This is a genomic window from Serratia sp. PL7, assembly GCF_945957435.1.
In genome coordinates this window covers 209,914-223,580 of record NZ_CAMFLB010000003.1, presented here as the reverse complement: position 1 = coordinate 223,580, position 13,667 = coordinate 209,914, and the positions used below count along the sequence as shown (strand labels likewise).

Here is a 13,667-nt window from a genome sequence, read left to right as displayed (position 1 = left end):
TAACCCATCCCGGCGGCCAGCGTCGCCGGGCGATAAAGGATGATGCATGTCTGATAATATCTCTGTTTCTCCGGCGCTTGCCGCCGGGGTGCGAGCACCTGCACCCGCCAAATCGTTAAGTTTCCTCGAAGGGGTGGCGATGATCGTCGGCACCAACATCGGCGCCGGGGTGCTCTCCATCGCCTACGCCTCCAGCAAGGCCGGCTTTCTGCCGCTGCTGTTCTGGCTGGTGCTGGTGGGAAGCCTGACCACCATCACCATGCTGTACGTTGCCGAATCCACGCTGCGCACCCGCGCGCATCTGCAGCTGAGCGGGCTGGCGAAGCGCTACGTCGGCGGCCTGGGCGCCTGGCTGATGTTCGCTTCGGTGTGCGTCAACAGCGTTGGGGCGCTCACCGCCTATATGACCGGCAGCGGCAAGCTGCTGCAATCGCTGTTCGGCATCTCGCCGGCGCTGGGCAGCCTGCTGTTCTTCGTGCCCGCCGCCGGTGTGCTGTACCTGGGGTTGAAAGCGATCGGCCGCGGCGAGAAGTTCATCAGCATCGGCATGGTGGTGATGTTGACCGCCCTGGTGGCGGCGACGCTGCTGAAAGACACCACCCAGATGCGCAACCTGCTGGACGGCGACTGGCGCTATATGGTGCCGGTGTTCAACGTGGTGGTGTTCTGCTTCTCGGCGCAGTACATCGTGCCGGAAATGGCGCGCGGCTTCGCCGACAAGCCGGAGCAGTTGCCGAAGGCGATCATCGTCGGCATGGTGGTGACCTTCATTTTGCTGGCGGCGGTGCCGATGTCGGTGATCGCGCTCAGCGGGCTGGATGACATCTCCGACGTGGCCACCATTTCCTGGGGCCAGGCGCTGGGGCAGTGGGCGTTCTTCTCCGCCAACATCTTCGCGCTGTGTGCGATGCTGACCTCGTACTGGGGATTGGGCGGCAGCTTCCTGACCAATATTTTCGACAAGTTCCGGTTGGGCAACGACGAGCTGCCGCTGCGCCGCTTCGGCGTGCTGCTGCTGGTGGTGGTGCCGCCGTTCGTGCTGGCCTACAGCGGGCTGGTGTCGTTCGTCAACGCGCTCTACTTCGCCGGGGTGTTCAGCGGGGTGATCCTGTCGATCATGCCGATGCTGATCCTGCGCGGCGCGCGCAAACATGGCGACCAGACCCCGCGCTGGCAGTGCAACTGGATCACGCACCCGCTGCTGCAGATCAGCATTGTGTTGCTGTACCTGGCCAGTGCGGTGTACGCCATCGCTTCATTGTTAGGCTATCTGCCCTCTGGATGGTGATTTGCCTTCCCTCAAGCAGTGATGTTGTTTCTCGGCATTGAGAACGGCGGCGTCGTGGCCGCCGATTTTTTTCTCAGGCGCGCCGTTTTTCCGACAATGCCAGCCAGGCCTGCACCGACGGGCGCTGCCACTGCTTGTGCGCATAGTGGCGCACGCGCTCCGGCACCGGATCGCCGTGCATCACCAGCCGGTTGAGCATCAGCGCCAGATCGGTGTCGGCGATGCACCACTCCCTGAACAGATTATCCTGCCCGTGGCTCAGCAGCTTTTCCACGGCGGCGATCAGCTTGCGCGCGGCCTCTTGCGCGGCTTCGGACAGCGGCGGGAACTTGCTGTTGTTGAACACCACCTCGGTCGAACGCTCGGCGCGGATCGGCAGCAGATCGCTGCGCAGCCAGGCCTGGATCTCGCGCGCTTTGGCACGCAGCTTCACGTCGCGCGGGTACACGGCGTGGGCCGGGTGGATGTCTTCCAGGTATTCGGCGATCGCCGAAGACTCCGAGAGCTGGAATTCGCCGATCGCCAGCGTCGGCACCCGGCGGGTGAGCGACAGCGCCGCGTAGGCCGCCTCTTTGTTCTCTTCCTTCGCCAGATCCACCGGCTTCACGGTGAACGGAATGCCTTTTTCCGTCAGCACGACAAAGGCGGACATGGCGTACGGGCTGAAAAATTCACTGTCGGTATAAAGCTCGGTGATCGGTTGAGACATCGGCGGTTCCTCGGGGTTAAGGGGGGAACATTCATCATTGTCGAGGGGAGGCTAAAAATCAATCTGTTAGCTAAAAGTTCTTGGGCGGCGCGGTTTACGGCGCCGTGAGTTCCTTCAGGATGATGTGATATATTTGTTGCCAACAAGTGAATTGAGCCGTATTGGGTAACATGAAGACGCAGTGGATTGAACGGGTAAAAGTGGGAGTTGCGCGCCTGTGGCCGCACCCGCTGGCGGTGGGCAAGCGAGAGATGCTGATTTCCAGCGTCGGCGCCGGTTTGGGGCTGATGCTCGCCGGTTGGATCAGCCACTTTATTTTGGGCGAGGTGAACCTGTGGTTTATCGCGCCGATGGGCGCTTCGGCGGTTCTGCTGTTCGGCGTGCCCAACAGCCCGCTGGCGCAGCCCTGGTCGATCGTCGGCGGCAATGCGCTGGCGGCAACGGTGGGCGTCAGCGCCGGTCTGCTGATCCCCGATCCGGGCCTGGCTTGCGGCGCGGCGGCGGCGGTGGCCATCGGCCTGATGTTCAAGCTGCGTTGCCTGCATCCACCCGGCGGCGCGGTGGCGCTGACCGCCATCCTCGGCGGCCCCGGCATTCACCAGATGGGCTATGACTTCGTACTGTATCCGGTGCTGCTGAACTCGGTGCTGCTGGCGGCGCTGGCCATTCTGTTCAATAATCTGGCCGGGCGACGCTACCCGCACGCACTGGCGCCGGCGGAGGCCAAGCCGGCCAATCTGCCGATCGATGCCGTTTCCATCACCCGCGCCGATCTGCACGAGGCGCTGATGGAGGGGGATCTATTCGATATCGACGAGGACGATCTGCAGGAGATCCTGCTGCGCGCCGAGCAGTTGGCGCATCAGCGGCAAAGCAAGATCGCCTGATCAGCCCAACGTTTTGCGGTAAAACACCACCCGCTCCGTTTCGGCAAAGCCCAGCGCCGCATGCAGGCGCTGGGAGTCCAGATTGGCGATGTCGGTATCCGACGCCAGCTCGCTGCACCCCTGTTGCTTGGCCCACTCCTGCACCTGCGCGATCAGACGCGCCGCCCAGCCCTGACGGCGGGCGCGCTCGACGGTATAAATCCCTTCCAAAAACGCCACCGGCGACGATTCGCAGCCGTTGACGTAATCGTAGCGCAGTGCGACCTCGGCAAAGCCAACGAAAGCGCCGTCCAGCCCCCGCGCCATAAATGCGGTGTGGTGCGGCGAAGCCAATATTTCGCGCATCTCCGCGCGGTGCTCTTCCAACGGACAAGTGGGCCACAGCGCCGAGCGCAGCGCCAGCCAGGCGTCGAGGTTGTCGTGGTCGCAGTTGACGATCATGCGGGGTCCTTATGAGTCGGAATAATCAGGTATGCCGAGAGGGAAGTGTGGCACGGCGGCGGGAAACAAAAAAGCCATCCCGGACAGGATGGCTTGTAAGGCTGTGAAAACAGCTAAAATTTGGTGGCCCCTGTTGGGTTTGAACCAACGACCAAGCGATTATGAGAACGATGCACCATCTTTTAAAATCAATAAGTTACAGCGAAAACAAAAGGTTATAAAACGGATGTTATCGGTGGTTGTTGGTGGTTTGAGTTCTGAGGGGGCAGAAAGGGGACGTTTTTCCCCAATGGGTTAAGGGTGGTCGCCTCCTGTAAATGGTTAGGTGCGAAGTGCGCATATCGCATCGTCATCTTGATGTCGGTATGGCCTAAGATGCGTTGTAGTACGAGAATGTTTCCGCCATTAATCATAAAATGGCTGGCGAATGTGTGGCGCAAAACGTGTGAAAGCTGGCCGTCAGGGAGTTCAAGCTCCGCACGTTCAACGGCTTTGCGAAAAGCAGAATAACATGGTTTGAAATACCTACCGGGCTTATCCGGTTTCGGCAATGAGTCGTAAAATTCGTTGCTTATTGGGACGGTTCTATTCCTATTCCCTTTAGTTTTGAAAAAGCTAATTTTAAGATTTTTAATCTGCTTTGTGGTCAATGATTCAGCCTCATCCCAACGCGCGCCAGTCATTAAACATACACAAGCAACCCAAAATGTGCTGCCGTTTCTGCTTTTTAAACACTGTTCTAATAGTCGGTTTATTTCCTCTTGCTCGAGATAGGCTAACTCCGCCTCTTCCGATTTGAAGGGGCGGACGTTTGCTAGAGGGTTGTCAAGTTTCCAATGACCCAGACGTTTTAGCTCATTAAATACGGCGCGAAAATATGCCAGTTCGAGATTCATCGTGCGCGGTGAAACCTGCTTTACCCGTGCTGTTCTGACTATCTCGCCGGACAACCGCTTTTTTCGATAAATAGAAAACATGGTTGAGTCAAACTCATGAGCGAAAGGATCACCCATGCTGTCACAGGCAAACTCCATTGCGCCTTTACGTTTTTCACCGTCATCTAGCGTAACGCCATGCTCATCAAACCATTGCACCACAAGGTCTTTCAGTTTGCGGCGATCTTCTTTTCCATCGAGCCAAGGCTTGACGTGAACATTTTCTAATATGTAGCTTTGGTAAGCTACACATTCACCTTTAGTGGCCCGCTTCACACGAATGCGCTTAGCTCGTTTTCCCTTTGGCTTGCCTTCTGGGTAAAAGTCTAAAAGCCACTTTCCATCTGGTTGTTTTGTTATTGACATAGCTTAGTTTGAGATTGTCATTACTACTCGGCCTAACACGCTGATTTCATCTAGGCTGCAGTCAAAGGACATACCAACACCGCCAACTCTAACGCGATTTGTCGGTATACGAACCAGAGTTCGAATGCTGATTTTTCCTTCAATACTTACCAACCATTCACCGTCGAAAACTTCCTCAAATGAACGGTCGACAATGTATTGGGCTTTGTCGTCTTGGATGCAAACCGGATCAGCAGGTAGGGCCGACCCAGACTTGAAAAATACTTTGTCTAGTTTCGCCATGCCGGAATCAATCAGCTGACCGTCAGCTAATTTTTGATGTTGTAAGTTGATGATGTCCAATTCATCAGAATAGTGCTTTCTACCTTGCCCGGTAACGAGCCACTCCAGTGTTACACCAGTTTCCGCCATGCAACGAACCACTATATCGAACGGAAAACCTCCGCGCCGGTAACGGTTGGAAAGGCTACTGGCTGCTATGTCAAGGTGTTGAGCAAGCATGAGCTTGGAGCTGAAACCGTAGGCCTCAATAACCCTATCAAGAACGGGCGTGCTGTTGGCGTCGTAGTCGATTTTCATCATGTGCAGTATGCTAACTTTTCAAAATGAGCATTATCATATTGACGATGAACAAAAAGAAATGTAGCCTCTCCATAGTTTTCAATTGGTGAATTTTGTCGAGCTTTGCCGAGTTCGAACGTAAACGGAGTTTGCACGATGCGTCCTAACATTACAATTGCCATTACAACCCCATATCTGCCTATCGATGAGTATTGCCGCATTACTGGAACCCCTATGGGAACGGCTCGCGACATGGTTCGAGATGGTCGTTTGCCTATACGCGGTAAAGGTGACAAGCCTCGCGCTCGCGTTGAAATCAACATGGCTGCATTAACTGTGCAGGCATTGAGTGAATGTAAGATTTCGCTTCAGGCGTAATTCATCTTAATTATTAGATTGGGGTGAATCATGTTTGATTATGACGTTTCCAAACATCCACATTTTGACATCGCCTGTCGGCAGTTTGCCGTTCGCCACAACCTCGTAAAGCTGGGTGAGGTTACAGGCATTAAGCCACAGACCTTGCGCAACAAGCTAAACCCAGAGCAACCGCACCAGCTCACTTGTGCGGAGCTATTGGCGCTTACTGATGCTACTGAAGACGCTGGCTTGCTCGATGCCTTGCTGGCACAAATCAACTGCATGCCGTCCGTACCTGTCAATGAGGCTTGCGCCGGGAATATTCCAACGTATGCACTGCAGGCTACGGCCGCAGTTGGCAGCGTCGCCGCCGCCGCCGTGCAGGGCGACCACAAAACGCCGGTACGCAAAAGCGCACTGCTTGAAAGCGTCAACACGGCGATCCGCCATTTGTCGCTGATCGGCTTGACCGTTCAGAACCGCATCCAATCCACCCCGGCTCTGGCCTCCACCGTTGACGTGATCAGCGGGCTGAGCGCTGTGGCTGGTTTAAGCTGAGGTGATCACCGTGGTTATTTCTATCGCTCCACTGCTGAAAAAACAAAGCCCATCGCGGCATTTTGAACACGGTTTTATTGAACTGCCGGGCGGCAAGCGCTGGCGCCCACGTCACGATCAGGCGGCCTTACTGCGTGGCCTGTCAACGGCTAAGCCTGTTTCACCGCTGCGCCGTTTGTTTTGCCGTTGATTGGGGCTGTCATGTTGTTGGCTACTGAAACACAAAAAGCGATCGGCATTAAGCGCATTTCACAGATTAAGCGTGAGCTGTTCCCGCATAAGCGGAATCAGGCGCAAGAGGCTTTTGATAAGTCGCCGGAACATATCCGCAGAACTGTTTGTTTTCATGCCGGGCTGAAAGAGCGGCATATAAAAATGAAGTTTGCAGAAATGAGTTATTCAGAGCGTAAACAAATCGTGTGGGCGCTGAATGACCTGATTGATTTATCAAAAACCTTACCGCGATTTATCAGTGATGATGATTGCGAATTAAACGTTAATTAACCGCATTGCGTAATTCTGGCGTTAACCCGCCGGGCATCGCTTTGTCTGAAATAAGGATTAAATATGTCGAATGTGATTTTTATGGGTTTAGACCCGGCAAAGCAAGGTAGCGATATTTCACAGGTGGCTGTGTTGCTTGACCACGCCCGCCTTGATGAGCGTAAGAATCAAGCCGATCTCGCCGCTGCTCGTCTGGTGCGTTTGGCTGCACATATCTCTAAGAACGGTTTAACGGCTATTGAAGCTGTTGAGCTGCTCCGCCAAGAGGCTGAAGCCATCGAGCATCAAGCGCAGGAGCTGCACTAATGGCCGACTTGATGGACTACGAACAGGAGCGGCAAGCGCTGGTATTGGAGGCGCAGATTACCAATGCTCGCAAATCCTCCGCGCTGCCTTCTGCTTTCGTTTGCGAAGAATGTGACGCTCCGATTCCTGCCGCGCGTCGCGCTGCCGTTCCCGGCGTTGATACCTGCGTAAGCTGTCAGCAGATCCGCGAGACGCAAAGTCACCTTTACGCGGGGAAGGCATGACGGAGTTCTCTATTTTGTTCGGCCTGCTGGCGTTGCTGGCAGGTCATTTTATTGCGGCTGATTTGAGTGATTCAGAATTTGCACGCAGACCAGAAAGCCAAAATTACGATTAAGGAGTTGTTTGTAATGCTACATGATTTAAAAATTAAACCCTCTTATTTTAACTTTGTTCGTGCTGGAGTTAAAAAAGCAGAGTTTCGCTTGAATGATAGAGACTTCAAAGAGGGGGATTTATTAAAGCTTCGTGAGTGGCTCGAAGATGCTAACGGATATACCGGTGAATTCATCATTGCAAAAATCACTCATATTACAGATGTCAGCGAGTGGAAAACTGGTTATGTAGTTTTAAGCATCCAAATACTGCAAGATTCTTTGTGCGTGAATTGCAATGAGCGCTACTGTGGCAACTGCACCTACGCACACGGCGCGAAAGTGCAATGAGCCAAGCGGCACCCGCCTACGCTTACCCATGGAACGAACCGCGCCCGGCAGTTGCCGGGCCGGTGAGACCGCTTACCCGTGAGGAACTCGCTCAGGGGCAAGCTGTTTTAACCAATATTCGCCGTCTGCCGCGCTTCCTCAGCGCAATGTTCCTGACGCGTTACACCAATTTGCTCAAGACCAAAGGGCTGCACGACGCCAACAAATGGCTGGTATTCCAGTTCGATCGCCGCATCTGGCCGCGCCTGCAAACGGTGAGCGCCAAAAATGCGATGAACCTCGCCGCTTCAATGCGGTTTTCTGCAGAAGTTGATAATTACGCAGCTTTGCCCGGTATGGATGACAAAGAGTTACGCCGTCTTGCCGATCGCGTGGCCGGTCAGCTTCTGCAGAATTACGCAGATTACTGCGATGAGTTTGTGGCGGAGAACGGCGGCGACAATGCCGGGCTTTTCGAAGATGCCACCCAATCAGAATTTTATGGCCGCATTGCAGGTATGGCGCGCGCCTTCAACATCACACCGATGCACTGGCGCAAATACCGCAAGGGCAAACTTGATGCCCGGTCAGCGATTGCCAGCCTGTCACGGTTGGTTGATTCCGAGTGGTGGGAACGCCAGTTTAAGTCCCAGCGCACGCGCTGGCGCGAGGCGTTGCTGATCGCCCTAGGTAATGTTAATCGCAGGGCGTCGTCGTATGCCAGTAAGCAGGCTATTCGGGATGTGAAAGCGCGCCGCCAGTCCAATTTTGATTATCTGAATAGCCGCGAGCTTGAGAACGTCGAAACCGGCGAACGCTTCAGCCTCATCGACAAGGTGATGGCAAGCATCTCTAACCCAGAAATCCGCCGTATGGAGTTAATGGCGATGATCGCCGGTGTTGAGCAGGCCGCCGCTATCCGTGGCGATAAAGGGATGTTTATCACCATCACCACCCCATCCAAATATCACCCGACGCGCGCCGTCGGCAAGAACATCCCGAAGGTGCATTTTAATCACAAATGGGATGAAGAGGCATACACGCCAAAAGACGGCCAGCGCTATCTCGTCAGCCTGTTTAGCAAGATCCGCACGGCGTTTAAAGATGCGGGCCTGCAAGTCTATGGCGTGCGCGTGGTCGAGCCGCACCATGATGCGACGCCGCACTGGCATATGATGTTGTTTACCTCCAAAGAACAACGCCAGCAGGTGATCGACATCATGCGCCGTTATGCCATGGCCGAAGACGGCGACGAGCGCGGCGCCGCCAAAAACCGTTTTGACTGCAAGCATCTGAACAAAGGCGGTGCGGCGGGCTATATCGCCAAATACATTGCAAAAAACATCGACGGTTACGCACTGGATGGCGAGCGCGATCATGAAACCGGCGAGCTGTTGACTGATACGGCCGCCGCCGTCACCGCGTGGGCGTCAACGTGGCGAATCCCTCAATTCCACTTTATCGGCCTGCCGTCGCGCGGCGCATGGCGTGAGTGCCGCAAGATCCGCTCTGTCAGTCTGGTCGATGAGTTTGACGAAACCGTTGAGGCTGTGCGCGCTGCTGCTGATGCCGGTGACTTTGCCGCTTACATTCTGGCGCAGGGTGGCCCTAACGTTGCCCGCGACGATCAGACTGTGCGTGTGGCCCGCCGGGTTGCCGACGAGCGCAACGCCTATGATGAAGAGGTGCAGAAAATCGCGGGGATTTTTGCCCCGCATATCGGCGCCGATCGTGTTTATGAAACCCGTACCACGCAATGGCGCATCGTCGCTAAAGCCGTTGCCGTTGAGCCTTTGACTTTGAAAAGCGCCTCCGGCGCGCCTCGGAGTCCTGTCAATAACTGTGGGTTGGTCGGTAGCGGTGGCGCCGAAAATGCGCAAGATGGGGGGCTTGTAGAGGCCGTGGCGGTGATGGAACATGCACCGGAAACCCCGATTGACTGGGATGACATGACCGTTGCACGGTCTGTTATGACGCGTTTACGGGCAAATGCCCCGCAGATAAACAGGCAGCAAAGAGGAATTGACCCATATAAGCGAATAGAGCCTGCTGCATCGGCCAGATTGACCACCGCCGAGCGCGATCGCGTATCCAAAATTTACTCAGAGCTGGCACTACACGGCATCGAGCCGACGCGCTGGGAACTTGAGGCACTGGCACGCGGCGCTAAAGTCAAATTTGGTGATATTTCAATGTGCTACCCACAGGTTAAGGATTGGGCGGACTTTGAATAATTTCTTGCGTAATTAAATATCATAGGCATATACTGTATATGTATACAGTTGTTGATGTCGGAGGAACAGGGTGCATTTACCAGTAGTGGAAGAAATGGTTGTCTTAGAGCGTATTGAATTCATTGCCCGCTTGGGGGTTTGTCATGAGAGCCAAGCGAAAGATAAAGAGATTGCATTGATATGGATTTCAGAACTAGCGGGAGAGATCAAGACTTGTGCAAATGGAGCAAGTGGTGAGATTGGCCGAGAACGGTCTTCCGCATAGTTTCTAAGTGCTTGTAGTAGGGGATGCTGATAAGAGGAGAATTTTTCTCCCATGAATATCTAGATAGCTTATTATGTTTACGATAAGTTAAATGCCGAACATGGATTTTGTTTGAAAATAGTAATATAGTTTCGTGTTGAAGTGGGATTTATTTTATACACAGCTAAGAATAGAACATGGGACGTCCTAATGAATGAGTTAAATTCAATAAATATCAATAAGTTACTTCTAGATGTTGATAATCCAAGATTCCCTACTCCTGCAGACAACCAGCGTGACGCTATAGCAAAAATGTTGGAGCTGCAATATGACCGGATATATAGACTTGCCAAAGACATCGCATTACGTGGCCTAGATCCTTCTGAGAATGTGCTGGTCTATAGTAGTGAGGATGAAGACGGTTTCTATGTTGTTGCTGAAGGGAATAGACGTGTAACAGCATTGAAATTGTTGTTGTCTCCGAGCTTGGCACCAAATGAAAGAGCTAGAAAAGCATTTGAAAAAATAAAGTTAACTCAAAAGGAAGATATTAAGGTAATTAACAATTGTGTTATTTTTGATGATGATTCTTATCAGCATTGGGTAAACCTTAAGCATACAGGGCAAAATAATGGAGTTGGTCGAGTTGAATGGACTGCCCCAGAAAAAGCTCGTCATTTAGCACGTCTTGGTAAGCAATCTTTTGGTAACCAGATTTTCACATTTATAGAGTCTAACCCAGAGCATTATCCGGAAATAATTGAGAAAAAGAGTTCTCTTAAGATAACTAACATAACTCGTATTTTTGGCGATGTAACTGTAAGGAATTTCTTTAATCTAGATAATATAAATGGGATGCTTTATTGCTTCCAACCATATAACAGATTCATTGAGCAATTAAACAAGATATTGATCCTTATGATTGAAAAAGAGGACAATGGTCGCTCAGCTTTTACTGTGAATAGGATTCGGGGTAAGGAAGAACGGTTGATGTTAATGCATGAGCAGAACATTACTCCGTCCGATGTTTTATTTGAAAAGCCGTGGATGCTTATTGACGAAAGTGCTAAAGTTAACAATCAAGAAGTTAAAGGCACAGATGCGGACGCTGATAAAGAAAATAATAGTGGTAATGAGAAAGAACGTGATGAGAATTCTGATTCAAAAGTGAATGATGAACCTGAGTCGGATAACCACTCACACCATAATGAAAAAGAATCAGATGGCAATACCGAGAAAGAAAAAGATTCAGAGGGTGATGATAAGACGACAAGACCACCTAAACGTGATAGAAATAATTTAATCCCATCATATGTTAAGTTAAATTTTAAAAAGCATAAGAAATGCTCTCGTATTTTTTCGGAGCTAAAATCACATTTGACTTATGATACTACCCCTAATGCTATTTCTATATTACTTCGCGTTTTCATTGATCTTTCTGTTACTTCTTTTATCGAAGATAATAAAATTGAACACAAGGATTCGAGTCGGAACCCCGGTTTACATGATAAGGTGATTCTTTGTGCTCACTATTTAAGAGATAAGAAAAAAATAACTGGCTCTCAAAGTACAGCAGTGATTGCGTTTTCTAGCCAATTAACAAAAGCTAATGGTTCGTTGCACCAGTATGTGCATAACCCACATATGATATCATCTAAAGAGGCTATTAATGATGAGTGGGATGCTTTTGAAACACTTTTGATGAAAGTTTGGAGTTAATTTAAAACTGGATGATTACATACATGGATGTTACAATTTTAAAATTAGATATGGATGATACAGAGGTTTAAATGAAGTTTTACACGCCATTAAGATACCCCGGTGGTAAAGGTAAGCTATCTTACTTTATCAAGGATGTTTTAGAGATTAACGGTCTGAACGATGGCGTGTATGTTGAACCTTATGCCGGTGGTGCAGGAATTGCGCTTGAGCTTCTGCTTCAAGAATATGTAAGAAAGATTTATATAAATGATATAGATTATGCTATATATTGCTTTTGGCACTCTGTAATTAATGACTCTGAAAATCTATGTCGTTTAATTTTTGATGCGAAAGTAGATATTGACGCTTGGATGAAGCATAAACTGGTTCTTGCAAATTCGAGTGAATATAGTCCGGTGGAAGTCGGACTTTCGGCATTCTTTTTAAATCGGACGAATCGTTCTGGGATTTTGAAGGCAGGCGTGATTGGTGGAAAGTCTCAGGGTGGTAAATGGCGGATGGATGTCCGCTTTAATAAATTGGACTTGGTTGGAAGAATTCAAGCCATCGCAGAATATGGCTCAAGAATAAATATATTTAATCTGGATACATTGGAATTTTTAGATGAAATCTCGTTCTTGGATGAACGGAAGACATTATTATATCTTGATCCTCCGTACTATATGAAAGGCCAAGGGTTGTATCGTAATTTTTATAATCATGATGATCATGTGATGGTTATGGAGAAACTTAGAGAATCCAAATTTCCATATTGGTTAGTCTCTTATGATAACGCACTTGAAATTAAAGATATTTATAAAGATTTCAGTAAGATAGAGTATTCCCTGCAATATACCGCTCAGCAAAAAAAAGTAGGCGAGGAGGTTATGATATTCTCTCCTCGCATTCTTGTTCCTGACTCCTTAAAAGGGGTTGCAGCATAATTTTTCGAGTGCATGCATTGAGTGCATGAAATCGCATGATGATCCGGTACGACTTTTACCCCCGCAGCGCCAGCACTGGCGCGGATCGCGCCGGATCATGCAACTGCATTAAAAGCGACATATAAAGCGCGCAGGCGAGGCGGGGATAGCATTGCGCGCAAGCCGTGTTGAACCCCTCCCAAAAGAGCCGCCAGCGTCCCGTCACGGCGATTTATCGCAATACTTGCATGAGAATGGGGTTTGATGTCGTGGCGCCATGATGGCGCTCTCAGGCGCTTACAGCGCACTGCATAATATCGCCAATCATTGACACCAAAAAACGACACCATAATATTCTTGCAATGGTGTCATAAAGTGATACTATAAACCCCATGAACAAACGACACCAAAAAACGCTGTCAGATGTGTTTGCCCGGCCTGTCAACGGTTCTATAAAGTGGTCTGATATTGAGGCGCTTTTTACCGCATTAGGGGCGGAGATTCACGAAAGGGAAGGTTCTAGGATCGCGGTGCTGTTGAAAGGTGAAAAAAGAGTCTTTCACCGGCCACACCCCAGACCTACCACTGACAAGGGGGCGGTTAACTCCATTCGGATCTGGTTGGATAGCTTAGGAATAAAACCATGATGAATAACACACTGAAAATTGACGGCCATACGGCCGTCATCAACTTCGACCCTGAAATTGAAATGTTCCGGGGCGAGTTTGTCGGGCTGAATGGCGGCGCCGACTTCTACGCCTACAGCGTGGACGAGCTGAAGAAAGAAGGCGCGATCTCACTCGCGGTCTTTCTCGATGAGTGCCATAAAGACGGCATCGAGCCTTACAAGTCGTACAGCGGCAAAGTAACCACCCGCCTGTCGCCGGAACGCCATCAGGCGTTAGCCATTGCCGCACAGGCCACCGGGCAGTCGATTAATGAACTGCTGAATGAAGGTGTTGATCTGGTTATCGAAAAGCATTCCTGATCCAGCGCCAACAAAAAA

18 protein-coding genes are annotated in these 13,667 nt (G+C 50.9%); 14 read left to right on the top strand and 4 right to left on the bottom strand.

The genetic code is table 11. The annotated features are described in order from the left end of the window. Positions 1–46: 46 nt before the first annotated feature. A complete protein-coding gene (locus tag N6G83_RS19195) occupies positions 47–1,288 on the top strand; it encodes an amino acid permease (protein WP_042785408.1) in 1,242 nt (413 codons plus the stop codon). Positions 1,289–1,361: 73 nt separating this feature from the next. Here N6G83_RS19195 and yfcF read toward each other — a convergent pair whose 3' ends face one another. After that, positions 1,362–1,997 carry a glutathione transferase gene (gene yfcF / locus N6G83_RS19190; protein WP_127146322.1) on the bottom strand — a complete coding sequence of 212 codons (636 nt, stop codon included), beginning with the start codon at positions 1,995–1,997 and terminating at the stop codon, positions 1,362–1,364. 170 nt (positions 1,998–2,167) lie between these two features. On the opposite strand from yfcF, the gene N6G83_RS19185 reads away from it, so the two are divergent. Continuing rightward, complete coding sequence (locus N6G83_RS19185) at positions 2,168–2,884, top strand: HPP family protein (RefSeq protein ID WP_025304335.1); 717 nt, start codon at positions 2,168–2,170, stop codon at positions 2,882–2,884. On the opposite strand, the gene aac(6') is transcribed toward N6G83_RS19185, so the two are convergent. The 3 genes from aac(6') to N6G83_RS19170 all read right to left on the bottom strand — a co-directional run bounded on the left by aac(6') (position 2,885) and on the right by N6G83_RS19170 (position 5,208). Then, positions 2,885–3,325 carry an aminoglycoside 6'-N-acetyltransferase gene (gene aac(6'), locus N6G83_RS19180; protein WP_103086043.1) on the bottom strand — a complete coding sequence of 147 codons (441 nt, stop codon included), beginning with the start codon at positions 3,323–3,325 and terminating at the stop codon, positions 2,885–2,887. A 215-nt stretch (positions 3,326–3,540) separates the two neighbouring features. Beyond that, the gene (locus tag N6G83_RS19175) at positions 3,541–4,626 is read right to left on the bottom strand and encodes a tyrosine-type recombinase/integrase (RefSeq protein WP_260515716.1); all 1,086 of its coding nucleotides are present in this window, start codon (positions 4,624–4,626) and stop codon (positions 3,541–3,543) included. Between the two features lie 3 nt (positions 4,627–4,629). Further along, positions 4,630–5,208 carry a phage repressor protein CI gene (locus tag N6G83_RS19170; RefSeq protein ID WP_117287272.1) on the bottom strand — a complete coding sequence of 193 codons (579 nt, stop codon included), beginning with the start codon at positions 5,206–5,208 and terminating at the stop codon, positions 4,630–4,632. A gap of 135 nt (positions 5,209–5,343) precedes the next feature. Here N6G83_RS19170 and N6G83_RS19165 point away from each other — a divergent pair, with 135 nt between their 5' ends. The 12 genes from N6G83_RS19165 to N6G83_RS19110 all read left to right on the top strand — a co-directional run bounded on the left by N6G83_RS19165 (position 5,344) and on the right by N6G83_RS19110 (position 13,649). Continuing rightward, positions 5,344–5,565, top strand: coding sequence for a regulator (locus N6G83_RS19165; RefSeq protein WP_117287273.1), 222 nt, complete (start codon positions 5,344–5,346; stop codon positions 5,563–5,565). 30 nt (positions 5,566–5,595) lie between these two features. Beyond that, positions 5,596–6,105 (top strand): phage regulatory CII family protein, encoded by a 510-nt coding sequence (locus N6G83_RS19160; RefSeq protein WP_197837421.1) that lies wholly within the window; start codon positions 5,596–5,598, stop codon positions 6,103–6,105. Positions 6,106–6,115: 10 nt separating this feature from the next. After that, positions 6,116–6,295 (top strand): phage filamentation protein Fil family protein, encoded by a 180-nt coding sequence (locus tag N6G83_RS19155; protein ID WP_260515805.1) that lies wholly within the window; start codon positions 6,116–6,118, stop codon positions 6,293–6,295. A gap of 11 nt (positions 6,296–6,306) precedes the next feature. Continuing rightward, on the top strand, positions 6,307–6,609 hold the full coding sequence (locus N6G83_RS19150) for a hypothetical protein (protein WP_031221632.1): 303 nt from the start codon (positions 6,307–6,309) through the stop codon (positions 6,607–6,609). Positions 6,610–6,672: 63 nt separating this feature from the next. Further along, positions 6,673–6,915, top strand: a complete 243-nt coding sequence (locus N6G83_RS19145) for a DUF2732 family protein (RefSeq protein ID WP_023447523.1) — start codon at positions 6,673–6,675, stop codon at positions 6,913–6,915. Beyond that, entirely contained in the window at positions 6,915–7,139 is a 225-nt protein-coding gene (locus tag N6G83_RS19140; RefSeq protein ID WP_033639330.1) for a TraR/DksA C4-type zinc finger protein, read from the top strand. Before N6G83_RS19145 ends, N6G83_RS19140 begins: the two co-directional genes overlap by 1 nt. Positions 7,140–7,265: 126 nt before the next feature. Continuing rightward, complete coding sequence (locus N6G83_RS19135; protein ID WP_060418377.1) at positions 7,266–7,580, top strand: DUF3850 domain-containing protein; 315 nt, start codon at positions 7,266–7,268, stop codon at positions 7,578–7,580. Continuing rightward, a complete protein-coding gene (locus N6G83_RS19130) occupies positions 7,577–9,793 on the top strand; it encodes a replication endonuclease (protein WP_260515714.1) in 2,217 nt (738 codons plus the stop codon). The genes N6G83_RS19135 and N6G83_RS19130 overlap by 4 nt, the downstream gene beginning before the upstream one ends. Before the next feature lie 454 nt (positions 9,794–10,247). Beyond that, positions 10,248–11,756 (top strand): hypothetical protein, encoded by a 1,509-nt coding sequence (locus N6G83_RS19125; protein ID WP_260515713.1) that lies wholly within the window; start codon positions 10,248–10,250, stop codon positions 11,754–11,756. Between the two features lie 71 nt (positions 11,757–11,827). Beyond that, the gene (locus tag N6G83_RS19120) at positions 11,828–12,682 is read left to right on the top strand and encodes a DNA adenine methylase (RefSeq protein ID WP_260515711.1); all 855 of its coding nucleotides are present in this window, start codon (positions 11,828–11,830) and stop codon (positions 12,680–12,682) included. Positions 12,683–13,053: 371 nt separating this feature from the next. Next, positions 13,054–13,308 (top strand): type II toxin-antitoxin system HicA family toxin, encoded by a 255-nt coding sequence (locus N6G83_RS19115; RefSeq protein ID WP_071605322.1) that lies wholly within the window; start codon positions 13,054–13,056, stop codon positions 13,306–13,308. Next, positions 13,305–13,649: a type II toxin-antitoxin system HicB family antitoxin gene (locus N6G83_RS19110; protein WP_223294898.1), complete on the top strand. Its 345-nt coding sequence runs from the start codon at positions 13,305–13,307 to the stop codon at positions 13,647–13,649. The genes N6G83_RS19115 and N6G83_RS19110 overlap by 4 nt, the downstream gene beginning before the upstream one ends. Positions 13,650–13,667 lie beyond the last annotated feature (18 nt).